The sequence below is a fragment of the Fulvivirga ligni genome (genome assembly GCF_021389935.1).
Taxonomy (GTDB): domain Bacteria; phylum Bacteroidota; class Bacteroidia; order Cytophagales; family Cyclobacteriaceae; genus Fulvivirga; species Fulvivirga ligni.
In genome coordinates this window covers 5450604-5476836 of record NZ_CP089979.1, presented here as the reverse complement: position 1 = coordinate 5476836, position 26233 = coordinate 5450604, and the positions used below count along the sequence as shown (strand labels likewise).

The following is a 26233-nucleotide window of genomic DNA, read 5'->3' as shown; positions in this document are numbered from 1 at the left end:
TTCATTTTTTGATAATAGAATAATTAGCTTGACCCATAAAAGCAATAAGGGAATGTTATATTTCTCTTAGGCGGATATAGGGGTTAAATTTGAACTAGACAGAATACTTTGGACTAGTTTATAAACCCTAGTGCCTAAATAATTAGGCCATCTAGTTTTCGGACTTAAATCGAGTTTAATCGCATTTTGAATGGCTTGATCAACATTGGAAATCAAGGGATCAGGGTTATATTTAGCTTCGTTAAAACCTCTCAATAAGTCCGAGAGCATTTTCTTTGAATATGTTTTTGACTTTGAAACTTTGGCATTCCCGAATAAATCGTCCTTTTCATTTTGGGGCAACTCTGTACAATCAACCAAATGAAGTAGCAACCATAATTCGAATGCAGGATTGCTTAGTGCTAAATAATACCCTTTCTTTTGATGACAGATTTGGGCTACAGATTTAATCATTTCAACCTCCCAAGACTGATAATCTCTATCAATAACCATCCAAAGTTCGTCCTCATTATCTAAGTTATATTCAGCAGCAAAAGAGTTTAACTGCTCTAAAACAACCTCAGGACTTGAATTATCATTAAGTTTTTCTATAACCTCTACATGAACTTTAGTGGAATCATAATTCTCGGCAAGTGCCTCAAAATAAATCCTTTCAGTTTTCCGACCTTCTGTTGCTATTACTATAAGCTTGGCACTTCTTTTATTCTCAGGTCTTTTGAATTCTCTTTTAATCCTCCCCATTACCAACTCAAGTCTTTAGGATTAGAAAGGAATGGAATCGCTCCAAATCGCCCGTTCAAGTACCCTTTTTTGATATCCTTATCTGCTCTTGGCTTAAATTCTAATAAAGAGTAAAATTTGGAACTACCATGCTTATTTTTCTCAACAAACCAAATTTCATCTTTTCTAAATAAATTTAGATTAAGCAAGTTTGATTCATGTGTAGTTACAATTAATTGACTCTTAACCTTTGTCAATTGATTTAGAAAATACTCTATTATTCCCTTTGTTAGAATAGGGTGCATGCTTCTATCTATTTCATCAATTAAATAGACAGAATCGTTTTTAGTAATATCAACTAACATTGGAATGAAGTCAATGAGCCGCCTCGTTCCGTCCGACTCTTCATCCATTTCAAAAACAACATCCTTGCCTAGTTTATTCAAATGTGTTGTAACAAGTTTATAAGCTCGTGTTTTTCCTTTTTTGTCTTTTTCAAAGGCAAAACTTGTCCTGTTGTCTGAAGTTCCTATTATGGCACGTTTACCCTCTTCTAAATCAGCAAGTAAGTCATTAACGGCTTCTTTTGGAATTTCTTTGATATCTTTTTCTAAATCAATTTCTGTTTTTAGTAAGTCAGAAACTCCAGTATTGAAATACTTCAAGAACTTGGACATAGACTTAGATAAATCTTTGTTTGACTCCAAATGAAATTCCATACCCCCGAATCTAGTTCTAGGAAAGAAAACCTTGAGCTTGTCATCAAACCACTCAAAAACATCATTTACCTGTGAAATGAAGTTTAAATTCCTATCAATACACTCTCTTAAAAAGGTCTTATTCTCTGATGTTCCTCGAGCAACAAAATGAGCAAATTGCTCATCCTCGCTATTTTTAAACTTGACATTTTCAAATTCTACAGTAGTTGCCTTCTTGGCTGTTTTTCGTTCAAAGATTTTCCTTTCCGTTCTTTTATTTATCTGATAGAGCCATTCTTCCACAATGACCTTTTTATTGAACTTAACTCCGTAGGCGTAGTTGTTATTACCTGCTTTAATTTCAACTTCAATCTTGGAATACCCACCTACCTTATCTCTTAGCTTAAAAAACTCGACAGGTATTTCTTTATTTATACTTTCCAAGCTTTTTGTAGCCATAGACTGAATTAAAGAAACTACCTTAATAAGATTTGATTTACCTGATGCATTTGCTCCGTAAATAATTCCTGTTTTCAAAACAGGGATGTCATCCCTGCCCTCCGAACGAATAACGTGTTCAGATTTAACACTTCCTTTTCCAGGAATCAGACTGAATTCAACTTCTGTATCAAATGACAGTATATTCGAAGAAAAAACCCTAATGAGCATTTTTTGATTTGTTTTGTGTCACAATATTACGAAAATTTCGCATTTTTATCAAAAAAAGAAAAACTAACTCAAACTGGTCGTAGGTTAAGCGCAGCGGTCCTACGACCTACGATGTACAACAGCTTCCGCTCGGAATAAGATAAGTTGAGGCCTGAAGCTCCTATCCACAGACAGTATTTCGTCAATACAATTTTGTGCATTAAGAAAAGAATTTGAGCGGACGCTCAAGCACTGTGTGGATCGTAGCGGATGCTACGACCAGGTGGGGTAAGTTTCTTTTAATTGAAATTTCACCCGATGGTGTGAGTATCAGCCTCCTAAACTATTGCTATACTGGTATTTATAATAAATTTGATTTTATATTTCTATAACCTGGCATATCAAACTGTAAAAGTAGAGTCAATATGAAGAATCAATTGCTTACAATATTACTTACCCTAATTTCTTCACTCAGTTTCTGCCAATCATATCAGTTAACAAACTCCCAAATAAATGACAGCGGAGCTAATCAGCTCATGTTTTCAACCACTATCGATGAAGCTGAGGAACTGGCTCAAAAAGATATTAAAAGTGAAACACCATTTTTATTATTAGAAGGTGGTATATCTCCGATAGTATATGACACAGATAGTCTTTTTGAGGCAACATACCACGTGTTTTACTATGAAAATGGCTGCTCAGGGCCGGACAACCAAATGCTGAAAGCTTATAATTCTGTTATTTTAAATTATCTGCAGGATAAGTTTGGTCGAAAATGGAGAAAAACTATACGCAAAGATGTGATTGGATATAAGGAATGGAAAAATTGATGTAATGGAAACCCCCGTTGTTCCGAGTATGTCATGAGCTGTTGGCGCGCTATTTTCAACGCGTGCCTACTACTGCTAACTAATCAAGCTGGTCGTAGGTTAAGCGCAGCGGTCCTACGACCTACAATATGCAAGAGCTGCCGCTCGGAATAAGATAAGTTAGTCCTGAAGCTACTATGCAAAGACAGTATTTTATCCATACAATTTTGTGCATGAAGAAAAGAATTTGAGCGGATGCTCAAGCAATGTGTGGATCGTAGCGGATGCTACGACCAGGTGGGGGATAATGAAAGTCTACAAAAGGTTGCTTTTATATTTAGTAGTAAAATATTAGATTTCCGTATAAAAGGGATAAAGGAAAGTGTTTTCCTTGTACGGATGTTAGCCACCACTTAGCATAGATCAAAATTTTGGAACTTCTCAAATCTATAGACCTAGAAACTCTCCCCAAGATCATAATTGCAATGAGCGGTGTAATTGCAGCATTTTTAAAAATTAGAGAAAACTTATCAATCCATCGAAAGAAGCAAGAATTAAAAACAGATCTTGAGATTTATGAACTCTCAATAAAAAACGAAATAGAAACATCTGAACTCAAGAGAAATATTGAACAACGAGTAGGGAAACTTGCGGATAATAAAAATGACAGCCTGACTAACTTCATTACAGGAACAGCAGTTTTTGTAGGTTTCGGCCTATGGTCTATTGATATTTATCAGAACGACTCGGAATTTAACGGCTGGATGATTTTAACACTATTTTGTTCTCTTGCTGGATTATCTATGATGCTGGGAAGAACGAAATATAAAGAACCAAAAGAAACCTTTCTTCAAATACACTTTAAAGACAAGAAAAATTTCCAATTCGGCCTGATAATAACTCTTCTTTGCAGTGTGCTAACTCCAATTTTAATTTTGAAAGCTGATGGATTTAATTTCTGGCAATTCCTATCTGGACTTTTCTTTTTCATAGGTCTGATAAGTCTGATCAAGAACATTAAAATCATTAAATAAGGTGGCTAACATACGATGATCGCATGGCCTTTCTTAGCCATCTGCCACGTACCTAAAACTGGTCGTTAGGTTAAGCGCAGCGGTCCTATGACCAACAACGTGCAAGAGGTTCCGCTCGGAATAAGATAAGTTGAGACCTCCTATGCACAGACAGTATTTCATCAATACAATTTTTTGCATTCAGAAAGGAATTTGAGCGGATGCTCAAGCACTGTGTGGATCGTAGCGGATGCTACGACCATGTGGGGCTTGTGATTTTATGATTTTTTAGTTTATTTTTTCTTGAAATTGTTAAATTGCTGACTTTGTCAATATGAGAAATGGAAGAGAACGGATATTTCTACATTGTAAATGTGAGCTTGTTTGAATTAGAATAAAATAAATAGAATGAATAAAGTGAAAATTTTGACTGTGTTGCTTTTAATTACTTTAGTGAGTAATGTTCATGGTCAAGAGACCAAACTTAAAAAGGAGAAAGATAATGGGCTTAAAGCTGAGTATTATGTTCTTAAATCTGATAAATCAACAAAGCATGGTTTGTATAAGAAATATGATAGGTCAGGTGAGCTGATTATTGAGGGGCAATACGAAAATGACAAAGAAATAGGTGAATGGAAATTTTTGAGAAATGGGGAGATAGAGCAGGTATATGATTTTTCGAAAAATGAACTTATTTCATATAATCAAGACATGTCTTATGAAATATTAGAGGGTAGCAGATTTACAGAGGGGCTACTAGACAAGCCGCCCTATTTCGTTGGGGGACAGGTAAGATTAACCGAAAAACTAAATGAAGTAATTTCTTACCCCATGAGAGCATTAGCGCTGGGGGTTGAGGGTAAGATGTTTGTATATGTAACCATTGGACCAGAAAATAATCTTCTAGATGTAACAGTTGCAAAAGGAATTGAAGAGTTCAATTCAGAGGTAATAAACGGTCTAAAGAAAATCAATTTTGATTGGATAAGTGGGGTTAAAGATGGTCAGACAGTTACCACAAGATTCATAGTGCCTGTATGGTTCAGACTTTATTCTAATGGAGATAAGACAATAACAGTTGAATAAATAATTCATAATTTTAAAACCACCGTTAGTGCGAGCCTCTGGCTCGTAACCTCATTATAAAAGCATAGCTAGCTCTTAGCTCATTTTGTCTAATGAGTATTTGGTGCAGAGCAGTTTAAATCTTTTAAGCCGTCTACTCTTCGAGAACCTCAGAGTGACTCTGGTAGTATCAAGACTGTCTTAAAAACCCAGCTATTCGTAGTCTGCGACTACGAATTTCCATAATGATCACAAGTGTCTCTGACACGGTATTGAGCAGCTCATTTCTATCGTCCTAAGCAATTTTTGTTTAACATTATATTAACGTAAAAAAGAAATAAGGGAAAGTGTCCCCTTATACGCATGTTATATTATGCCAATCAATTCTGAAATCGCTAAAAAAGTACTAGATACCAAGAAGCCTCACTACAATCTATTCCCAGAATTTAAAGGATACCTGAACATGTCAATTCGATTGGGGGCTTTAATTCTAATAGTAGGGTTTTTACTATTTAAGGCATTTTTAATACCTGTGATAATCTCACTGCTCATAGTTTCTTTAACCGGACTTATATATTTATACCTTAATTGGTCATTCAAAAAAAATATTAAATTAATCGAAATAAATACAAGGCGAAGTAAGAGTGAAAATTACGAAGCAGTATTAAATATTAGACGTAATCTGGATTGGGGTATAAAAGTCAATGAGGGATTCTATCTAACATTTTATGACGACAACACGGCATTAAAAGGTGGTGAAATTGTATGTGTTTTTGAGGATAATTCAATTTACTTTTATTGTGTTAGGATATCTCAACTTTGGCCTTTTAAGCATTACTCTGATGAGAGTTATGAAGAATTCGAAAATGCAATAGAACACGAATTAGCCAATCAATAACATTGTTTAGCGATGCATATGTTACAGTGCTTACTGGTAAGGCTATTACAAATTGCTCATTCATTCTGCGTTTAAGTTCTTGGCTTTGGCTTAGTGTAACTTGGCTCAAAACTCGTCTACTCTTCGAGAACCTCAGAGTGACTCAGGCAGTGTTAAACTGTCCTAAAAATCCCTTCTCCACTGGTGCGAGCCTCTGGTTGGTAACCTTACCATTCGAGTCCTTGAAATTTGACCTACACTCAAGCAGCCATTCTTAACCAAACCGTCTACTCTTCGAGGACCTCAGAGTGACTCTGGTAGTGCCATGCTGCCCTAAAAACCCCCTTCTCCTTGAGGAGAAGGGCAGGGGGATGAGGTATAATTAATCCAGTTAAAACTTATCCAAGATTATTAAAGTATCGTACTCACATATATTATTCCTGATAAATGATATTTTTGATTATCAATCATTTAAGGTCTATCAGGTTGTTTGGAAATATGCAATTGAATAGTTCACTACTTTTATTAATGTCAATGCAAAAACTCTTCGGCTTTCTAATAATTTGCACTGTTTGCCATGTTGCGGCTGCCCAACAGACCATCCCATTTCACCTGGGAGATGACAATCGAATTTATATCCAAGGTCTTATTAATCAGTCGGATACCCTGAATTTGGTGTTTGATTTAGGAGCCGATATCACTGTCATCAATAAAACCAAAATAGAGGCCAACCAATATTAAATTTGATACCGTGGTGCTCAATAGTGGTGGTAATGGGGCTTCCTCGGAGAGTAAAAGTCTTAATAATAATGTGACTTTGGGCAATGAAATTTACGCTGGAAAAGAGGTGCTGGGAATATCATACCCTGAAGGTGAAAAGCTAGATGGGCTCATCGGGTGGAATTTTTTTGAGGATAAAATAGTGGAAATCGATTATGAAAGTAAAGAATTATTGATCTCAGATAAGCTTCCAGACTATTACGTGAGATACACTAAAACCAAGCTAAAATTTATAGATGGCCTACCTTATATTAACGTAACGGTGTATAAGGGAAAGAAAAAGATCAAATTTTGGACAATGTTGGATACCGGCTATAATTCCATTTTCAAGGTATATTACAACACCGTAACTGCCAACAATCTTTTAAATGCATACCCGGTTATTGGCGAGTCTACCAGCCATGGCACTGATGGTACGGTGGTGAAATCTGATTACGCCCTACTTCCAAGAGTCGAAATTGCGGGCTATCAGATATATAACATGCCTGCGGATCTGGTGAAGACAAAAGTCGACTCACACATTCCTGCCTTGTTTGGTGGAAATCTGCTAAAGCGATTTCATATTATCTTGGATTTCAAAAACAAAGAAGTTTATTTGAAACCGAATATTATGATTAATAGTGGGTTTTAAGTTTTGCAAAGCTAGATTCAGGATGCGAAGCATATAATGGGTTATATTGGAGAATATGAAATTTAAATTAATAATTATAGGGTTGGCGGCGTTCTTTTTGAGTTGTGTTCAAAATCAAAAAAGCATAGTGGGTGATTGGAAGATTACTAAGGTCATTGAGCCAAAAAAGAGGCCTTTACCTCCAAGACCAAATGATTTTAAGAACTCCATAGGGAGATATGTTGAATTCAAGTCAGATTCGACCGTCGAAACTGATCTTTTTCATTCGAATTTTGGACAAAAAATACATGAGTATTTTCCTGATCTTGATACGCTAAAGATAAAACAAGTGGGTATTACAGACGCTACGATGTCTTCAACTGGTGAATGGATTGTATATGAAGGAAGGCTAACTCAAATAGACGATAATGTGCTTAAATGGGAACTCTCTGATGGTAGCATCTTGATTTTTGAGAAATAAATTGTATTAGACAGATGAGTCGAATTTTAATATGTGCAATATTCATTTTATTCCTTTTAGGATGTAACCATAGATACTTGGTTTGTAACTGCTGTGAAAGTACCTACGAACTAATAGCCGACGCTCAAGATTGCATTTCTAACAACCCTGATACCGCAACAACATCTGATGATCGACTATTTTTGTTAGCAATCCACAACTTTGAGGATAAGGACAATAAGATCCTAGATTGGAGCATTATTTCTGATGTTGATATTCAGAACACGGCTAAGCAAAATTATCTTCTCATCTTCCAGCATAGAGATTCAATTGGAACACTTGAAGATAATGATAGATTTACCCAAATACTTGAGGAACATTCAGGGGATTCACTCTTTTTTATCATTGCGAATCAAGCAATTTACCCATTTGATAGTTGGAATTTAAATTCATCTAAAGAACGTATAATTGACGTGCTGCAGGTGGGAGATGGTCCTTAATACCAAGTAAGTATTGCGGATTTGAATAAAATGTCAATAGCTAATAGCTCATTTGATCTTTTGGATTGGTGGTGAGTTTGAAAATGTAAATTAATTGTGATGTACTGGTATTCGTCATCCTTAGCTCGTCACCAGTCCTGATCATAATTCTTTATATGACCGTCTACTCTTCGAGAACCTCAGAGTGACTCTGACAGTGCATGCTGTCCTAAAACTCCCTTCTCCTTGAGGAGAAGGGCCGGGGATGAGGTGAAGATAATAATGGCCCTTTCATGTGTCGTTTTTTTAGCTAAAAGGAAGGAGAGAAGGATTGCTGTTGCTGACTAGTGAAGTTAGCTGAGAATACCTCGACCCGTATTTAATTTTGAGTGTCATGAATAATTTCTAAGGATGGCTGAAGCTCCTATGCACAGACCGTATTTCATCAATACAATTTTGTGCATTAAGAAAGGAAATTGAGCGGGCGCTCAAGCAATGTGTGGATCGTAGCGGACGCTACGACCAGATGCGGAATAGCGAATAGTTAAAAGTCTAAAAAAAGTTGCTTTCATTTTTGGTGGTAAAATATTAGATTTCCCTATAAAAGAAATAAGGGAATGTTTTGTTTCCCTTATACGGATGTTGTACTCCATCCCCGGAACGCAAACTCATGAAGAACATATCAACTCTTTTAATTCCTTTACTCCTTATTGCCTGCCAACAGTTTGAACCTGAACCCAAACTGGTTAACGCCTTAACTGATGAATCCATCTCCATTCGTGGAAACATTGTTGAGATTGACGAACGAACATATAGATTGGACTATTATGATGTCCACGAACCTGACAGCCATTACGAACAACTTTCTTCAAGAGGATTTCAAGGCGGAGGGCCAACATGGCTTGGAATAACATATGGAGCTATCAAACTTTCCAACCCAGAACTTCTGGACAACATAAGGTTTGACGATGAAGCCGAGGGATTAGCTATTTGGAGCTCTAGCAGGTCAACTCTTGAACAAATCGGACGGCTAATATCAACTGTAAAATCAGACGAACAACTGCTGAACATCTGCATCCAGGTAGCAGAAGCCAACTGGAAAATGGAATAGACGGAGTACAACATTGTGTATGAACCCCATGTTATTCGTAGTCTGCGACTACGAATTTCCATAATGATCAAATGTGTCTCTGACACGTTATTGAGTAGCTCATTTCTATTGTCTTAAGCTATTTTTGTTTAACATTATATTAACGGATAAAAGAAATTAGGGAATGTTTTATTTCCCTTATACGGATGTTGTAGAGAATGAGTACCCTAAAACTATGAGTGACAATTATATAATTATTACCACAGCTAGAGAAATTGAAAAGCCTGAGGAGGTTAAGGACAAGGTGATTCAATGGATGCAGTCAAACGAGTTTATTGAAACTGAATTGACAAATTGCATCATGAGTACCAAAAATAAAGGGTATAAACCTGGAAAAAAACATATTGATGCGATCGGCTATGATGAAGATATCTTAAAATGGACTGTTTGTGGTGTTGAGATAAGGACTGAACGAGAGGTGTTCAATGCGGGTGCTTTTACTGCAATGACAAAAATGGAATGTCCGAACTGCGCTAGAAATAGATTTGAAGGAATCACACCACAAGATTTCTTTACTGACAATTGTACAAAAGAACAATTAAAACTATTCCATAGTGTGTTTCCAGAATTTGACAATTGGACTATCCATGAAAACGCAACATTGACTTGTCCTCATTGTGGAAGAATAACGAACATTGAGGAATATAAAATTGACAATAGCCTTTCGTTCTCGAACTTCGGGTTGACATTTTGGAATTGGCCTGATTTGACTAATCATTTTCTTGAACAATTAAAATCGGTTGTCGGGACAGAAATCAACAGAATCAACGGACATTTATAAACCTCTGTTGTTCGTAGTCTGCGGCTACCAGATATAACACCGCAATATTGTGAGTATCGTGCTCTTGGCCCATTCTTGAACGGTCATCCTCAACCATACCGTCTACTCTTCGAGAACCTCAGAGTGACTCTGACAGTGCCATGCTGTCCTGAAAAACCCCCTTCTCCTTGAGGAGAAGGGCCGGGGATGAGGTGCTCACAAATTTCCAAACAAAATATCCACTAATGATTACTTCCCAACTGGTGATCTATTAGCTTTGCAGCAAATTTTAAGCGTATGATTTCAGTAGATGCCGTAGGTGTTGAGTTTAGTGGCACCACTTTATTTAGTAATGTAACCTTTAATATCAATAACAATGACCGTATTGCCCTTATGGGTAAAAACGGAGCGGGTAAATCTACGCTGCTGAAAATCATTGCCGGGGTGAATAAGCCTACCCAGGGAAAGGTATCATTTCCTGCAGATGCAGTGATCGCTTACCTACCGCAGCACCTGCTTACTGATGACGATTGCTCTGTATTTGAGGAGGCGTCTAAGGCATTCGCCAAAATAAATAATATGAAGTTGCGTATTGATGAGCTTAACCATCAGCTGGAAACGCGCACAGATTATGAGTCAGATGCTTACAGTAAGATCATTGAAGAAGTATCAGAGCTGAGCGAGAAGTTTTACAGTATCGAGGAAGTAAACTTTGATGCTGAAGTAGAAAAGACTTTGCTTGGTCTTGGCTTTTTGCGTGAAGATTTTACCAAGCCTACCAATGAGTTTAGTGGAGGATGGCGTATGCGTATTGAGCTGGCAAAAATACTTTTAAAGAAGCCTGATCTTATCTTACTCGATGAGCCTACCAACCACCTGGACATCGAATCGGTGCAGTGGCTGGAGAACTTTTTGAAGAATAGTGCCAAGGCAGTAATGGTGATCAGTCACGATAAGGCTTTTGTAGATAACCTGACCAACCGTACTATCGAAATCACCACTGGTCGTATTTATGACTATCGTACTAACTACTCGCACTACCTGGAGCTTCGTAAAGAAAGACGCGAGCAACAGCAAAAACAATTTGATGATCAGGCTAAGCAAATTGCTGAAATACAGCAGTTTATAGATCGTTTTAAAGGAACATATTCTAAGACGCTCCAAGTGCAGTCACGCGTGAAAATGCTGGAGAAAATGGAGATTGTGGAGGTGGATGAAGTAGATACTTCCAGCCTTAACCTGAAGTTTCCTCCTGCTCCGAGGTCAGGAAAATACCCGGTAATAGTGGATGGTCTTAGCAAGTCATATGGAGATCATCTGGTATTTAAAGATGCCACTTTCACTATAGCTCAAGGTGATAAAGTAGCCTTTGTGGGTAAGAATGGTGAGGGTAAATCTACCATGGTGAAAGCCATTATGGGCGAGATTGATTTTGATGGTACGCTACAAGTAGGGCATAACAGCAAAATCGGCTACTTTGCTCAGAACCAGGCAGCACTATTAGACGAGAACCTGACTGTATTTCAAACGGTTGACGAAATCGCCCAGGGAGATATAAGAACTAAAGTCAAGGACCTGCTAGGCGCCTTTATGTTCAGCGGAGACACTATTGACAAAAAAGTGAAAGTGCTTTCCGGTGGTGAGCGTACCAGGCTGGCCATGATCAAGCTATTGCTACAGCCCGTTAATCTATTAATCCTCGATGAGCCGACTAACCACTTGGATATCAAGACTAAAGACATCCTTAAAGACGCCCTGAGAGACTTCGAAGGCACCATTATACTGGTTTCTCACGATCGTGACTTCCTCGATGGCCTGGCTGAAAAAGTATTCGAATTTGGCAATAAGCACATTAGAGAGCATTTCGAAGACATCAATGGCTTCCTGAGAAATAAAAAGATGGAGAACTTGAAGGAGATAGAGAAGTAGAACTTTTCTTTTTGACCGTTTATTTCGCACCGGATGAATCTATTGAAAAGGGAGTACTGAACGGTATTCTCTATTAGACAGTCTACACTTCGAGAACCTCAGAGTGACTCTGTTTGTGGCATAGCTCCCTTCTCCTTGAGGAGAAGGGCCGGGGATAAGGTGAGATACAACACCTAAAGAACTCACGATCTTCAATCAATTATGCGTCAGCTGGCTCCAAGCTAATAATAAACATCAGTTATGATGTGAAATGAAATTTATCAGCAATAATGCTTATTTTTTTTCTTGAAATTATTAAATTAACGGAGTGGATGTGATAACTAATCAGATGCGATAGCTGCAGTTTGATGGTATTAGATATAAGGATTTTGTTACCGAAATTCATTAAATATTTAAATACACAAACATGATGAGTATTAACAAACAACTCGCCCGCATAGGAAGAGGTATGATTATCCTAATTGCCTATGCTTTAATCCCCAACCAAGTATCCGCTCAAGAGGCCAATACTTCTGAGCTTTACCTTCAGCTGAAATCAATGGATAGCTTATTATTCAATGTTGGTTTTAATCAGTGCGACATCAGCCAGTTTGAAAACTTAACCAGTGAAGATTTCGAGTTTTACCATGATCGGGGTGGTGTTACCAGATTAAAAGATGATTTTGTGGAGTCCATTAAAAATGGGGTTTGTGGAGGCGGAAAAAGTACGGTGCAGAGAGAGCTGGTAGAAAATAGCTTACAGGTATATCCGCTGACCCAAAACGGAGTTTTGTATGGAGCCATTCAGATGGGAGTTCACCGTTTTCATGACACTACGGCCAAGTTCACACATGTGTGGTTACTAGAAGATGGAGAATGGAAAATTTCCAGAGCTTTGAGCTATGATCATCAAAGTGATTAAGGTTTACATATAAAAGAAAGAATAAGAATGGCATTGGCGCCGGATAGGAAAATGCTATGCTAACTTTTATCCACCCCTTCTCCTCGAGGAGAAGGGAATGGGGTCAATATTAAGCCGCAGACTCCTCTTTCTTCACATCTTTCTTAGACTTCCTGTAAAGGAAAGAATGGAAAATGTTACGCTTAGCGAAACGGTAAGGGTTGCTGGCGTTGAGGAATTTGTTGAAAACATTATTGTTCACCCCAAAGTACTCATAGGTGGAACCATCGGTAAAGCTCACTTCCAGTAATAGTCCTTTATGCTTGTAATTTTCTATTCCTGATTCTGTAGTGGTTTTGGTGTAAGCTTCCAAGTTGGCTTCTCTGGTTTCAGGGGCTATGCTGATTAAAAAGTGATAAGCGTCTATGATTTTAAGACTCATTACTTTAGCCTCTTCAGCCCTCTCATCGCCTTCCTGAAATTTATCAGGGTGCCACTCTTTTACTAAGTTACGGTAGGTTTTTTTTAGGTCTTGCAGATCTATGGTTGACTCGATGTTAAATAACTTTTTGTACTCTTTAATACGCTTCATATGACCATTCTTTAAAAGGAAGCGCGAAGCTACATATTAAAAATAAGATTTTGTGATTTATTTTTTTGAATAGGTACGCTTCTTTTGGCAGCTTTTAGCAATCAGTAAAATATGAGTTTTTATTTATTCTCTGAATAGTTAAATTACTCAATCATTAGTATTAAAAAAACAAAGTAGATGATACCATTAAAAGAGTCAGTCATTAAGCTTGACGTTGAGCAAAAGGGTGCCGCTGAGTCAAATATTCGAAGTCGAATATCAAAAAAATACAATTTGTCGATGGTGAATACCTCAACCTGGGTTATTTTCCCGGAAAGGCTTTTTGCAGGAAAAGAAAATGAGGACGGAACAGTGACTGTTGCCAGGTACAGAAATGGTATTTTCAAATTGTTTCCTAAAGTCTATTCGAAATGGATTGTTGAGGAAAGAGGAAATCAGGTAGAATTGAAGGTGAAACATCGTATGAGCACATTTACAATTATCGGTCTCTGGTTCTTCTCTATTCAACATTTAATCACCGGACTTTTAAGCGAGTCTTATGACATCAGTGTTTTTATCGTATGTACTATAATTTTTGTGTTAGGCATATTTCTTCTATTTCGGGAAACTAAGATTAATGAAAGACTCCTAGCCAAAATAGCTGGTGAGAGGCTGGCTGAGTAAAATGTTATAATATTTGGGCAAATGCACCAAGTCACACTTAATACCTTGGCTAAGTTGGGGGTATGAAATATTGTTGCTAAATAATATTAATTTTTGTTGAAATTGTTAAATTGAATGATTGAGGCAAAAAAGAATGCCTATTTATCATCTATAACTTGGAACCTTGAAAAGACTATTGTTAATTTTGCTAATTCCCTTGACACTCATAAGCTGTTCAGATGATGGGGTAATGAATACTTATGATAATACTGTTCCTGAGACTCAAAATGAATTAAAAGGGTTAAATGCGAGAAGAACTTCAACTCCTTGTGATTACTGTTCAGATAGATCTATTTATAAATATTCCGATCCAATAATTACTAATCATGCTAGGGCCGTTGGGTTATTCTATACAGATAATTCCTACGTTACAAGAAATTGTTCAGGAACTCTTATTAATAATTATCAGGAAAAACTATATGTTTTATCTGCGGCGCATTGTATCTACGATATTTTTGAAGATATCCTAAGTCCCCAGGATTTGCAGAAATTTAACAATGATCAATTGACAGATACAGAGCTTAATAGTGCCATTAATGTCGTGAATTCTAACATTAGTGATTGGGTATTTAGATTGCAGTATGAATGTAGCTCTTCCTCACAAATAGAAAATGGTTTTTACGTATCAGGAGTCAAATTGAGGTCTATTAATAATGTAACAGATATGGCTCTTTTTGAGCTAACTGGTAATATTAGTTCTACCAACAAGAGTAAGATCAGGCTTGCAGGCTGGTCCAATGCACAATCTACTTCTTCGGCTATTGGGATTCATCACCCTGATTATAAACCTAAAAAAGTGGCACTGGCAACATCATTTAAAATCTTTGATAACTCAGATTATATGCCAACATGGTCAACTAATAAGCCTAGAAATCTTTATTGGTATGTTGTTTTTTATGAGGGAGGTGTAGAGCACGGTTCTTCAGGTAGTAGTCTTATTAATTCCGATGGTCAGGTTGTAGGATTTTTAACTGGTGGGGAAGAAGATAATTTAATTGATTGTGAAAATGATGAGGTTGTTTACGGGAGTTTGTTTGGGGCATGGACATACAGTAATTATAAGTCGCTGCCTTCAAGAACTTTAAAGACCTGGCTTACAAATACAAATCAAACCTCTATGCCGTCAAGATCTTTCTCAGCTCCAATTATTGTGTCTCCAGCAACTAATTTAAATATTTTTAATGATGGAGCACCTTGTAACTACAATGAAATATCATGTGGTAAACCCAATCTAACATGGAATCCTGGTGAAAATGTTTACTATAAGATTTATCGAGGAGGGACATTAATAGCTACTATTACTAACTCTGCTACAAGTTCTTTCTTTGATGAAGAGGTAAGAAGTTGGGCCACCAATGGAACGTTTAAATCATAGAAGTATACTTTGAATAGTTATAATTCATCTGGAAATCAGATCTCATCATTATACCAATATTTTTCAGGGGGTCTAATTAACTATTAAAATAGGTAGTAAAACCTATCGTATGGGCTTTGAATGACTTAGTAAACTCCGTATGAGAATTCTTGAAATAAAGGACTAATACGATTTCGAAAATGTGGATTCCTATATGTAAATTCTCACTTGTAATTTTAAATTGCTTTTGCTAAGTCAGACTCATTTGAGAACTAATATTTCAAGATAGTTATCCTTCATTTTTAACTTAAACAATGTTCTTTTTTTAGATAAAAGGTCGAATAAAAATCTACCTCTTCCGTATAATACCTATATCAAACTAAACCAGACCTAATCATGAAGCACACCAATAAAGAAGTAGCCGAAGCATTTTCCAATGGCAATTTTGAATTGACTTTTCCTTATTTAGCGGAGAATATTACCTGGGATGTGGTAGGTGATAGCTCATTCAAAGGAAAGCAGGAGGTAATTCAGAATTGTAAAAGTACCTCCGAATATTTTCAGTCAGTAGAAACAAATTTTAATACTGAGGATACCATTGTTACGGATTTGAAGGTGGTGATTAGAGGAACAGGCGAATTTCTGAGAGACGGTGAAAGATTAAATTTAATAATGGCCTGTGACGTATATGATTTTAATGTTGCTGGTGAATTAGAGAAGATTTCTTCATACTGTATTCCTGAGACCAAATAGTCATCGAATTATATACTTCCGCAACACACTTGATTGATTTAAACCAAATACCATGACAGATAAACTAAGAATAGAGCAAGCCATAAAGGATTTCGTAAGGGGAGGTGACAACAGTGACACCACGCTTCTGGACCGGGTGCTTCACAAGGATTTCCGAGTTACCAATAACGGGTTTATGGGTACATCTGGCGTTACGATTATAGATAAAAGTCAATATTTAGATAATATCGAAAAAGGTGTCTTTGGTGGTTTGCCTCGAGAAATGGAGATTTTGCAGCTTGATCAAAGTGATAAAATTGCAAGTGTAAAACTTAAGATCGAAAGCTCTGAGAATAACTTTATTTCCTATAATTCCCTGGTTCTGGATGCAGATAATGAATGGAAAATTATCAATAATCTAGCCGTAGTTACGCCGAAAAAGGCTGCCTTATAAATTAAATCTTATTCTAATAGCCCAACCAAACGATGGCTCCATGCCACCTATTGATAAACTGTGCTATTCAAACAAAAAACATCACACAGAAATGAAAATTATGTGTCTCAACGGCTGGGGCGGAACGCTCTATGATCAATTAATATCTTATTTGAAGGAGGCGGATCCAGATGTGCTCTGTTTGCAGGAAGTTATACATACACCTGCTTCAGAGGCTGACATGCTTACCTACAAGGATGGCGACCATGTTTTGCCACAAAGGGCCAATTTATTTCGAGACGTGCAAAATGTGTTATCCGATCATATTGGCATATTCTGTCCGGCTGCTCAAGGGGTGCTTTGGGATGATCAAACTGAAATTCCTTCTCAATGGGGGCTGGCCACCTTTGTAAAAAAGAGGTTTCCAATTATAGAGCAGCTCCAGGGGTTTGTGCACAAATCGTATTCTCCATTTGACTATGGTGATCACCCTCGCTCACGAAGCGCACATGCTATTAAAATTTACGATTATGACAGTAATACGCCAATGGTCATTGCCCATATGCATGGGCTAAGAGATTTGAAAGGAAAAATGGACACCCCGGAAAGGGAAGCACAAGCTAGAAAGTTTCTTACTCTCATCAACACTTTGGCTGAAAAAGATGCTCCCCTAATATTTTGTGGAGATTTTAATGTAGAGCCTGATAGTGAGACGCTTAAGATTCTAAAAGAGGCGGGTCTCAAGGAGTTAGTTACAACAATGACTTCTAAAGGAACACGTAATTCATATTACAAAAAAGAGAGCCGTTATGCGGATTATTTACTGGTAAATGATAATGTTAATGTAGCAGATTTTCAGGTAGTCTTTGATCCGGAAGTATCAGATCATTGTCCTCTGGTATTAACCACTTAAAATATTAATCCATCCGATGACTCAAAGCCATCGGATGGATATGATTATCTGGTTATTCTATGATTAACTTTCTGCTCTGTGTTGTGCCATCATCAGAAATGATTTTCAATAAGTAGAGTCCTTTAGAAAGCGTTTCTTTAGTGCTAATATTTAAAGTGCCACCTGAATACTCTTCACTCATAAGCAGCTGACCTTCATTGTTATAAATGAGTACATTTGCCTTTTCAATGCCCTTTATGCTGATGTTTATGGCTTCATCTACCGGGTTAGGATAAACAGTTAAATTGTGCTCCAAATCATCATCACTTAAGAGTCGTGCATGGTTATGCTGAATGTTAGCCGAGTTTGCGGTTTCAATCTCTACTTCCGTAAGACTCACCCATGATCCAGAATATCCGGATGCTCCTGTAACTGTTAGTCTAACGTACCTTCCTATTGCAGAAAAGTTAGTGGTAAGTGGCTGTGCATTATTGGTGTTACCAGTCTGATCTGAAACTACAGAAAATCCGCTGGCAGGAGAATCAGATACCTCCACAGTATACTGGTAAGCACGGTCCTGGTAGGTCCATATTTTTACGCCGGTAATTGATGCGGTTACTCCTAAATCGAAAATTACCCACTTAGGAATGCCGTTTGCGCTCCATCTGGAGGCGTCATCCGTATTGCCATCCAGTAGATTAGTAGCCACATTTCCGGTCTGCTCGGCTTCCACAGCCTCAATACTGATATTCACCGGCAGGTTTACTATTACTATGAAGTCATAGGTGGCTGTACAGCCGTTAGCATCTACATTCGTGACAGTGTATGTTCCTGCATTGTTGCCCTGAACATTCGAAATGAGAGTTTCCCGACCGTTGGCAGTGTAATTATTAGGTCCTGTCCATGACCAATTATTACCATTTACTCCAAATTCCGCTGATTGTGGGCCAAACTTTACCGCATCACCTACTTCGAGCGTTACGCTGCTCGCGCCAGTCCATGCAGCTCCATTAACTTGTGAATAGGGTATAATGTCACAAGTGGGAATCGATACAGGCAGTAATTTCCATCTCTGGCTTTGTCCGCCATCTTCGGTTCTGCTTAACGCCCGGGGCACACCATTAACATTTTCAATGTCCAACCTTTTGCCTAGTGCGGGGAGCGGTTCAAATTGGTAGATTTCATTACCTAAATCTATTACCGTCCACAGTTGATTGTTGTTGCCATTACGCTGATAGCTGTGAATTTCAGCATTGTTGGCCGTGCTTGATCCGGCAAGGTCTAATCGCTTACCCAGGGAATGTTGCGGTTCTACTTCATACAAGCCGTTGCCTGCCGCAATAAACTTCCATTGTTGACTGGTGCTGCCATTAGAAGCGACACCATCCACCAGAGCACTATTGGCCGTAGAGCCATTTCTTACAGTGAGCCTGAGATTTGTGTTATGTTGTGGCTGCATTTCATAGATGCCACCATCTACTATGCCGCTGGAGCCTTCGGTGAAATTCGCAGTAAAGGTAGTAGCCGTTGCAGGTGTAGCAATAGTGTGTGTACGAGCTCCGTTATCTGACCATGAAGAGAATATATATGACTGACCATTAAGCGATTGTGGTGTCACTGCTTCAATTTCACGGCTCACACCACTGGCTCCGGTAAAGGTATAGGGTGTGGTCACCACTTTACCATCAAGCTTCAGATTGAGTCCGGCAGGGTTGGTGGTGAGAGTAATCTCGGATAGTATAGGAGTAATGTCTCTCGATACCGTATGCGAGGCGCCATCTGAATCAACCACGGTCAGGAATATTCTGAAAAGTACATTGGGAGATGTCTCCATTTCTGTAGGGACAGTGAAAGTTCCCGATGTAAAGCCCGAGGTAGGGTCCATGGCTGGGTGACTATGCTGAGGGTCATCAAAATGGAACAGATCGATTCTCCAGGTGAAGGCGCTTGCCGGGAGGTTTCCGTCTTCCGTATCGGTGGCACTGCCGCTGTAGGTGATGACGTCACCGGCATTATAGGTTGTGCCCATGGTTGGTGTGTTAATAGTGGCCACCGGCAAATCGTTATCTAATACAGTTAATGTAGCTGAATTACTGGTCACAGATCCTGCTAAATTACTTACTACCACACTAAAATTAGCGCCATTATCAGACAGGGTAGGTTCTGTTAAGGTGTAGTTGTATGCGGTAGCTCCTGGAATGTTTACCCCGTTCCGCCTCCATTGAAAAGATGGCGTGGGATTACCTGACGCCTGCACTTCAAAAGTGACACTCTGTCCATTAGAAATGGTTTGACTCTGCGGTTGTATTGCTATTACAGGTGCGCCATTGCCGGTATAGTTTACTCGCCATACAGTTCCACCTGTACTCGAGGAATTGCCTCCTTCTCCGCGTGAAATGAAGTATAAATCACCTTCATCGCTTACGGCCAAATCTAAAGGGCGATTAACATTAGTGGCGAAATTAGCTACGGCTCCTGTGGCTGGGTCAAAGGTTCTAATCCAGTCGTTGCAATAGTCTCCAAAGAAAAATTTGCCAATATAGGAGGTGGGAAATTTTGCTGTAATAGGATTGTAAAAACTGCCAGCCGTTATAGAGCAGCCCTGACTATGATCATAGGCATATAGAGGATCTTGGTAGTTCTCAGGAGCGGATTGTCCGCCGCTTCTCTTGCCTTCTATCAATGGCCAGCCGTAATTTTTTCCTTTCTCTATCTCATTTATCTCTTCCCATGAGCCTGCTCCAACATCGGTAGCTATAAGCACACCTGTACCTGGCTGTGAATTCAACCTAAATGGATTACGAAAACCTAAAGCCCAAATGGCCCTGTTTTTTCCGCTTGCAGTGCTGTAAAAAGGGTTGTCAGTCGGGATGGTGCCATCGGTGTTAATCCTTAGGATTTTACCTTTTAGATTTTCTAAACTTTGAGAGTAGTTGGCAATGGTGTTTTCTCCGGTGGAAATGTAGAGTTGACCATCTTTTATGGCTAAGCCACCGCCATTGTGAAAAAATGAAGATTCAAGATTGCCCATTTCAAGCAGCAGTAACTCACTGCCAGGCTCCATGAGGTCTCCATTAGCAGTAATTCGGCTGATCCGGTTTCTACTGTATGAGCCAAAGTCACGGGTGTAATAAATGTATAAATACTGATTGTTATCAAAGTCAGGATCTAACAGTACCTTCATTAATCCTCTTTCTCCTTCAATATCCACGTTAGGTATAGAAGCAAAAGGCGTCGATAGCATGCTGCCGTTTTTGATAATCTGAATCTTGCCGTTTTTTTCTGCGATAAAAATACGGCCATCGGGTGCTACATCCATGCCCACAGGGTCTAGTCCTGTGGCTAACTGCTGACCAGCAAAATTATTTGGAAACTGCTGTGACCAGGCATGGTCAGTAAATACGATAATACAAGCCAGTGTTAACAATATAACTAGAAAGCTATATCTAGACTTGATGAATGGTGAATATAACATATTATTAGGGTTTAGTTGCTTTTTTACAATCAAAGCCCTGATCTATAAATCCCTAGGTGGGTTGTGTTCTATCTTAAAGAAATATAAGATTACTGTAGACAAGGATGAATTTAAATAAATAAACGGTGAATAACTATGTGATTAAATAATCATTTGGTTAAGATTTGGACAATCGATTTCGCAGAACCCTCTGTTTAGAGAATTGAGATTCTTCTTTTACAAAGATCAATTAGGGAAGTCATTTTAATACTTGTCATATAAGTACCACATTATAATTTGAGGCTTTTTCCGGTGATGGTCTCACTATGTTTGAGTGATTTATACTCCATAAATAATTTGAACATATGTTTATTTCAGTAGAACAGTATATCGCCGAGGAGCGTGAGTTTATCCTTAGTAATGGAAGTTGTCCGTCGAAAACCGTGATCCTGCAACTGATAAGGCGAGATGTGAGAGTGGCTTTTTTCTACTTACCTAAAAAAGTTACTCAGTTGGTATGCATGGATACTCAGAGCAAAATACCAAAGGCCTACTGGAGTCCTGAAATAACTGCCGCAGCAGCTGGGATGAAAGCTAACTTGAAGGTGCCCACCTGGGGCTTTTGGTCTCTTGGTATCATCACTGTGCTCATGTTTATAACCGTGCCTATTGGCTTTTATCTTTCTGTTAAAGATACAGTACAACCTACGAGACCATTTATTTCAGAAAATGCGCTGCAGCAAAAAATGATTCTTCAAGGACTTTCTACTGGTGACCTGGTATCTACCACCAATAAGGTTTACATGATTTCTGGGATTGATGCTAAGTATGTGACCCTTATAGAAAGTGAAAATGTGCCCACCGGTGATTTAGCTCCATTATCTAACGATGATTATCCTGAGAACAGCTTTTCGGGAGAAGTAGTAAAAGTACTTAAACCTATTTTTGAAAGTAGCAGAGTGGATAGTAGGACCTTAATAATTGATGTTTTAGATAATTAATTTTGGGCTGAACTCCCTTATCAAATAACTATTGAAATTGATCAAAAGTAAGAGCTGAATTTAGTTGCTTCATCAATTTGCTTTGTAAAAAGGAACTGTTGCAACAGGATCTTTAAACATATCCTTAGGGCCTTCCAGCTTCAGTTCATACAATCCTTCTTTGAGGTATCCAATGTTCAAATAGCAAACATATCCCTTCTGTCGTGTAGCCTTGTTATTTTGGAAATATCCCTTAGTGGTGAAAGTAGAGTCGGCTATGGTTAATCTATAGTATTCAGACATCTTTTTTAGATAGTATTTACCTAACTTCTTTGATGATGTATCAGTGGTCTTTATTGAATCATAATTGATGAATTTTTTCAGAGAATCTTCCTTGTTTATAGTGGAGGGAATGAAAACTCTGAGTACGTCGTCTTTGATGATGTCAGATGGAATTTGAATCCTTTCAGAGGGTTTGGTGGGTCTATCCTGATAGAAACCTTCTAAAGCCAGGTTGCCATCCATGCTGTTCCAGATATTCAGACGTGAGAAATATTGATCTGGAGTAGTGTCTCTAATAGATGCGATCCCTACAAAACTGATGAACGCAAAGGATAGTAAAAAAAGGAATAGCCAGCGTTTCTTCAGATTAGTAACTATGGCAAAATAAGTAGGACGATAATAATTGGCCAAAGTAAGAAAGTTGAAGAGTACATAAAAAGGCCAATAGATCTTTGCAATGAACTTAAATCGACGGAAATAGCCCATGGTTATAAAATCGGCCACACCTACAAAGCCAAGAATCATGGCCCAGTTGCCATATCTATTCAGTAAGTTGATACTACCTGCTGTTAAATGAGCTGAATCTAATGATGCTATAATGACAGCCATAGGAATGACCACTACCACTGTAGCATAAAGATATGTGCCCACGAGACTCATAAACAAGAGAAATGATACGCTATAGATAAAACTACAGACCCGCTCTACCCTGAGTATAATCTGCTCAAAGGGAGGCACTTCTTTTACTTTTTTAAGGTATTTTGGCTGAAATTTTAGTTTTTCCAGGTTAATCCCATCGGGAAATGAATAGCTGAGGCCGACCAGGCCCACCCAAAATCCTCTACAAATCAGGTGCAGGATTAATCCAGCAATAAGCCAGTAAACTCCGATTTTCAGCAATGCCACCAGCGTATCCATGGCATTGATATCATTATATACCTCAGCTGAGAAGAAAAGCAAAAACCGGTCAAGCACCTCGGGCACCTGAAACATTCCATAGAGCACAATACCAGAAAGCAATATCTCAGGCTCCCAACTTTTAAGCTGTAGTTCTTTTAACCATTCTGGCTTTAGATCAGAATCATTAGGGTTCATGTTCCAAAATAATAATAATTAGAAAAATACAAGCTAAGATTATCTTTTAAGCCCCAGAAAATACCTTTCCCTGGTACTCAGATGGCGTCATGCCTACTAAATTTTTGAAGACACGATTAAAAGAGGTCTTGCTGGGAAAGCCTGCTTCGTAGCCAATGGCTAGTATTTTATAATGCTCAAATTTAGGGTCTTGCATCAGGCTTTTAGCCTTGTCTACCCTGTAAAGGTTGATGAAATTGTTGAAGTTCTTTTCAAAGCAGGCATTCAGTATTTCAGAAAAGAGGTGTACACTCATGCCCAGACCTTGTGCTATGTCCGACTGTTTGATGTCAGGGTCTAAATAAGGTTTTTCAGTCTCCATGTAGTCCAGTATGTTTTGCATGTGCTGCTTTTGCTCCTGCTTTGATAAGGAAGAGGGCTTGCTGGTGACTGAGCTTTTAGCGGTTTCTTTTTCCTGGACGGTTTTGGCCAGTTCTTCAAGTTTGTATTTCAGGGCACCATTCTCATTTTCCAGCAATTCTTTATCGTCTCTTAGCTGTTCAGTTTCCAGTGTGAGCTGCTTTCTCCTTTTGGTGTAAAGGAACGTGGATATGGCCAGGGCCAAAAGCACAGCAATTCCTATCCACAAATAGATTTGCTTTTCCTGACTTAGAAAGTCAATGGATTTCTCCTGCTCTGATATGATAGATGACTTATCTTCTGATTCTTTTTCCAGCTCCAATCTTTCTGCTTCAGATAGGGATTTTAAATACTTTTCTCTTGCCTGAGAATATTCCTTATGCTCCTGAAGTGAATTTTCATAATTGTTTAGCTTTTCATAAGTCTGGGCTAAATACTGGTGAGCTTCCATATTGATTTTTAGAAAACCAGCGGTTTCAGATATATCTTTTGCTTTTATGAGATTGGCTAATGCTTTAGCTGGTTCATCAAGGCCCAAAAATGACTGCCCAATTAATAAATTGCACAAGCTTTTGATTTCCTTGGAGTCCTCAACCGTGATTTGAGCTAAGGTTTCGTTACAGATATCAATGGCCTTTTTATACTCTTTAAGCTTTAGGTAGCATTCTCCAATATTGCTATTGGCAATAATTATAGCATCCTTTCGATCCATCTGGGTGGCAAGCTTCTTCACTTTTAACATATATGCTAATCCCTCAGCATACTCCTTCTTATTAATAAGCGCTGTCCCCAATGCATTATTGGCCACCAAGACATATTGTTCAGGGTTCGACTGTGTTTTGGCGTACGCTATAATATCTTTAGCAGTGCTTATGGCCTCATCGTACTTTCCCATAGAAATGTACAGGTTGGCCAAGTTGGTTTTAACCAAATAAACCAGCGTAGTGCTGTTTTCTGTCATTGACCCTACCAGGTCAGCAGCATCTAGGTAATATTTTAGTGCCTGCTCATACTGATCAGTTTGCTGGTAATAAATGGCAACATTTACCAGTGCTCTCACTTCGATCTCCGGCAGATTATTGGCCTGTGCTATAGCAAGTACCTTTGCTGAATGTTGTTTATAATCATCCATATTTCCAGCCAGGTAAGCATCCACGCACAGTTGTTTGTATTTGGCTATACTGTCTTGCGGGTGAATAGTCAGATTGTCAGAATATGCAGAATCATACGGCTGTGTACCAGCACTTTGTGTGAGGGAGAATAATAAATATAGGACTAAGGATATCACCTTTCGGAGGTTTGAGTTTAGGTAATTAGTGAATGTAAATTTAGTAAATTGATTTCTTAAAGGTCGCCTGAAATAGCATTAGGATTCGTATATGGAGAGGTGTCAACATAGTTCTTATCTTTATTAAGAGCGTTAATAACTCCGGGTTTCATTCTTGATAAAATCAAGGCTTCATTGGCCTTTACCTTGTATTTTACCTTCACTTTCCCAGATTTAATGTATCGTTTAGTGATTTTCAATACTATTTTATCTTTCTCCTTGTGCTTTGGACGGTGGCAATCATGGTATATAATATTGGAGCCACAATAACATGGAGCATCGGCAGTAAGTGGTATTTCTGTAACAATAACTTCTGGATTGAATACCTTGTAGATATAAGCAAAGGGCTTTATTATCGGATTTAAGATAGCCCAAATGATTCTTTCAATGATGAAAGGCTCGGCTTCTGTTTGCTTATGTCTGCTTTTCTTACCCATAATAATCTTTTGATTACCCTTTGTCCTGTAAGTATATACGTCATCAGGCATTTTGGAAACACCTGATGGTCATAGTCTTAATGAAACTCGAAACCTACTTGTGTGACTTTACCGTCCTTGAAGCCGATAATGATATTCGTTTTCTCTTTTTTCGGATCAGTAACGCACATACCTGGAATGACACATTTTATTTCCACGGCTTCAATATCTGTAAGAACCTCTTCCTTTGAATCAGCTTTAAATGTTATACCATCTATGCTCAGGGTTCCTTCATAAGTGGTTTCAGGGAAATTTTCATCTCCATCCCAGTTATAATTGGCACCAATAAATAGCAGTTGATTATCAACAAATTGCAAGGCTAAACCAGTTTCAGGGTATTGGTAAAATGCTTTTCCGGTTGGGAAATCTTTGATCAGAGTAGCTTCGCCCAGTATCTCAGTGATTTCTTTAAGTGTAGTTGTTTTATCGACTGCGGTCTCGTTCAGAAGTACTTCCTTATTCTCTGTAAATTCAATTTTCACATCATCTTGAGCCCATGAAAAATGACAAAATAGGATTAGTAATAAGCTAAAAAATGTTTTCATAAGATTTAGGTTGGTTAAATTATAATAGTAAATATATTATTTATCTAATTATTTTTTGAATTTAATGATTGAATAATCTTTTTGAAAACGAA

At 38.2% G+C, this 26233-nt stretch carries 26 protein-coding genes; 18 read left to right on the top strand and 8 right to left on the bottom strand.

Going from position 1 to position 26233, the window contains the following annotated elements:
* Positions 1 to 66: 66 nt before the first annotated feature.
* Complete coding sequence (locus LVD16_RS23100) at positions 67 to 741, bottom strand: RloB family protein (protein ID WP_233770665.1); 675 nt, start codon at positions 739 to 741, stop codon at positions 67 to 69.
* Positions 741 to 2087 (bottom strand): AAA family ATPase, encoded by a 1347-nt coding sequence (locus LVD16_RS23095; RefSeq protein ID WP_233770664.1) that lies wholly within the window; start codon positions 2085 to 2087, stop codon positions 741 to 743. The genes LVD16_RS23100 and LVD16_RS23095 overlap by 1 nt, the downstream gene beginning before the upstream one ends.
* Positions 2088 to 2491: 404 nt before the next feature.
* Between LVD16_RS23095 and LVD16_RS23090 the strand changes: the two genes are divergently transcribed.
* From LVD16_RS23090 to LVD16_RS23035, 12 genes are all read left to right on the top strand, one after another.
* Positions 2492 to 2896: an FEKKY domain-containing protein gene (locus LVD16_RS23090; RefSeq protein ID WP_233770663.1), complete on the top strand. Its 405-nt coding sequence runs from the start codon at positions 2492 to 2494 to the stop codon at positions 2894 to 2896.
* 410 nt (positions 2897 to 3306) lie between these two features.
* Positions 3307 to 3909, top strand: a complete 603-nt coding sequence (locus tag LVD16_RS23085) for a hypothetical protein (protein ID WP_233770662.1) — start codon at positions 3307 to 3309, stop codon at positions 3907 to 3909.
* Positions 3910 to 4296: 387 nt separating this feature from the next.
* Complete coding sequence (locus tag LVD16_RS23080; RefSeq protein ID WP_233770661.1) at positions 4297 to 4974, top strand: energy transducer TonB; 678 nt, start codon at positions 4297 to 4299, stop codon at positions 4972 to 4974.
* 352 nt (positions 4975 to 5326) lie between these two features.
* Positions 5327 to 5851, top strand: a complete 525-nt coding sequence (locus LVD16_RS23075; protein WP_233770660.1) for a hypothetical protein — start codon at positions 5327 to 5329, stop codon at positions 5849 to 5851.
* A 513-nt stretch (positions 5852 to 6364) separates the two neighbouring features.
* Positions 6365 to 6571 (top strand): hypothetical protein, encoded by a 207-nt coding sequence (locus LVD16_RS23070; protein ID WP_233770659.1) that lies wholly within the window; start codon positions 6365 to 6367, stop codon positions 6569 to 6571.
* Positions 6572 to 6581: 10 nt separating this feature from the next.
* Positions 6582 to 7241, top strand: coding sequence for a hypothetical protein (locus tag LVD16_RS23065; protein ID WP_233770658.1), 660 nt, complete (start codon positions 6582 to 6584; stop codon positions 7239 to 7241).
* 55 nt (positions 7242 to 7296) lie between these two features.
* Entirely contained in the window at positions 7297 to 7701 is a 405-nt protein-coding gene (locus tag LVD16_RS23060) for a hypothetical protein (protein WP_233770657.1), read from the top strand.
* A gap of 14 nt (positions 7702 to 7715) precedes the next feature.
* The gene (locus LVD16_RS23055) at positions 7716 to 8180 is read left to right on the top strand and encodes a hypothetical protein (protein WP_233770656.1); all 465 of its coding nucleotides are present in this window, start codon (positions 7716 to 7718) and stop codon (positions 8178 to 8180) included.
* Between the two features lie 649 nt (positions 8181 to 8829).
* Complete coding sequence (locus LVD16_RS23050) at positions 8830 to 9270, top strand: Imm51 family immunity protein (protein ID WP_233770655.1); 441 nt, start codon at positions 8830 to 8832, stop codon at positions 9268 to 9270.
* 214 nt (positions 9271 to 9484) lie between these two features.
* On the top strand, positions 9485 to 10090 hold the full coding sequence (locus tag LVD16_RS23045; RefSeq protein ID WP_233770654.1) for a hypothetical protein: 606 nt from the start codon (positions 9485 to 9487) through the stop codon (positions 10088 to 10090).
* A gap of 276 nt (positions 10091 to 10366) precedes the next feature.
* Positions 10367 to 11998, top strand: a complete 1632-nt coding sequence (locus LVD16_RS23040) for an ABC-F family ATP-binding cassette domain-containing protein (RefSeq protein ID WP_233770653.1) — start codon at positions 10367 to 10369, stop codon at positions 11996 to 11998.
* Positions 11999 to 12404: 406 nt separating this feature from the next.
* Positions 12405 to 12899: a nuclear transport factor 2 family protein gene (locus LVD16_RS23035; protein WP_233770652.1), complete on the top strand. Its 495-nt coding sequence runs from the start codon at positions 12405 to 12407 to the stop codon at positions 12897 to 12899.
* A gap of 109 nt (positions 12900 to 13008) precedes the next feature.
* On the opposite strand, the gene LVD16_RS23030 is transcribed toward LVD16_RS23035, so the two are convergent.
* Complete coding sequence (locus LVD16_RS23030) at positions 13009 to 13470, bottom strand: KTSC domain-containing protein (protein ID WP_233770651.1); 462 nt, start codon at positions 13468 to 13470, stop codon at positions 13009 to 13011.
* Between the two features lie 177 nt (positions 13471 to 13647).
* Here LVD16_RS23030 and LVD16_RS23025 point away from each other — a divergent pair, with 177 nt between their 5' ends.
* The 5 genes from LVD16_RS23025 (at position 13648) to LVD16_RS23005 (ending at position 17604) form a co-directional block, all read left to right on the top strand.
* Positions 13648 to 14133, top strand: a complete 486-nt coding sequence (locus LVD16_RS23025; protein WP_233770650.1) for a hypothetical protein — start codon at positions 13648 to 13650, stop codon at positions 14131 to 14133.
* A gap of 229 nt (positions 14134 to 14362) precedes the next feature.
* On the top strand, positions 14363 to 15547 hold the full coding sequence (locus LVD16_RS23020) for a trypsin-like serine peptidase (RefSeq protein WP_233770649.1): 1185 nt from the start codon (positions 14363 to 14365) through the stop codon (positions 15545 to 15547).
* A 375-nt stretch (positions 15548 to 15922) separates the two neighbouring features.
* Positions 15923 to 16279 carry a nuclear transport factor 2 family protein gene (locus tag LVD16_RS23015; protein ID WP_233770648.1) on the top strand — a complete coding sequence of 119 codons (357 nt, stop codon included), beginning with the start codon at positions 15923 to 15925 and terminating at the stop codon, positions 16277 to 16279.
* Positions 16280 to 16331: 52 nt separating this feature from the next.
* On the top strand, positions 16332 to 16712 hold the full coding sequence (locus LVD16_RS23010) for a nuclear transport factor 2 family protein (RefSeq protein ID WP_233770647.1): 381 nt from the start codon (positions 16332 to 16334) through the stop codon (positions 16710 to 16712).
* Between the two features lie 91 nt (positions 16713 to 16803).
* Positions 16804 to 17604, top strand: a complete 801-nt coding sequence (locus LVD16_RS23005) for an endonuclease/exonuclease/phosphatase family protein (RefSeq protein ID WP_233770646.1) — start codon at positions 16804 to 16806, stop codon at positions 17602 to 17604.
* A 52-nt stretch (positions 17605 to 17656) separates the two neighbouring features.
* On the opposite strand, the gene LVD16_RS23000 is transcribed toward LVD16_RS23005, so the two are convergent.
* A complete protein-coding gene (locus LVD16_RS23000; RefSeq protein WP_233770645.1) occupies positions 17657 to 21058 on the bottom strand; it encodes a PQQ-dependent sugar dehydrogenase in 3402 nt (1133 codons plus the stop codon).
* 344 nt (positions 21059 to 21402) lie between these two features.
* On the opposite strand from LVD16_RS23000, the gene LVD16_RS22995 reads away from it, so the two are divergent.
* On the top strand, positions 21403 to 22038 hold the full coding sequence (locus LVD16_RS22995) for a hypothetical protein (protein ID WP_233770644.1): 636 nt from the start codon (positions 21403 to 21405) through the stop codon (positions 22036 to 22038).
* A gap of 72 nt (positions 22039 to 22110) precedes the next feature.
* Here the strand turns inward: LVD16_RS22995 and LVD16_RS22990 are convergent, their stop codons facing one another.
* From LVD16_RS22990 to LVD16_RS22975, 4 genes are all read right to left on the bottom strand, one after another.
* The gene (locus tag LVD16_RS22990) at positions 22111 to 23394 is read right to left on the bottom strand and encodes a hypothetical protein (protein WP_233770643.1); all 1284 of its coding nucleotides are present in this window, start codon (positions 23392 to 23394) and stop codon (positions 22111 to 22113) included.
* 46 nt (positions 23395 to 23440) lie between these two features.
* Positions 23441 to 25081 (bottom strand): AraC family transcriptional regulator, encoded by a 1641-nt coding sequence (locus LVD16_RS22985; protein ID WP_233770642.1) that lies wholly within the window; start codon positions 25079 to 25081, stop codon positions 23441 to 23443.
* 56 nt (positions 25082 to 25137) lie between these two features.
* Positions 25138 to 25557, bottom strand: coding sequence for a hypothetical protein (locus tag LVD16_RS22980; protein WP_233770641.1), 420 nt, complete (start codon positions 25555 to 25557; stop codon positions 25138 to 25140).
* A 77-nt stretch (positions 25558 to 25634) separates the two neighbouring features.
* On the bottom strand, positions 25635 to 26141 hold the full coding sequence (locus tag LVD16_RS22975; RefSeq protein ID WP_233770640.1) for a DUF7738 domain-containing protein: 507 nt from the start codon (positions 26139 to 26141) through the stop codon (positions 25635 to 25637).
* Positions 26142 to 26233 lie beyond the last annotated feature (92 nt).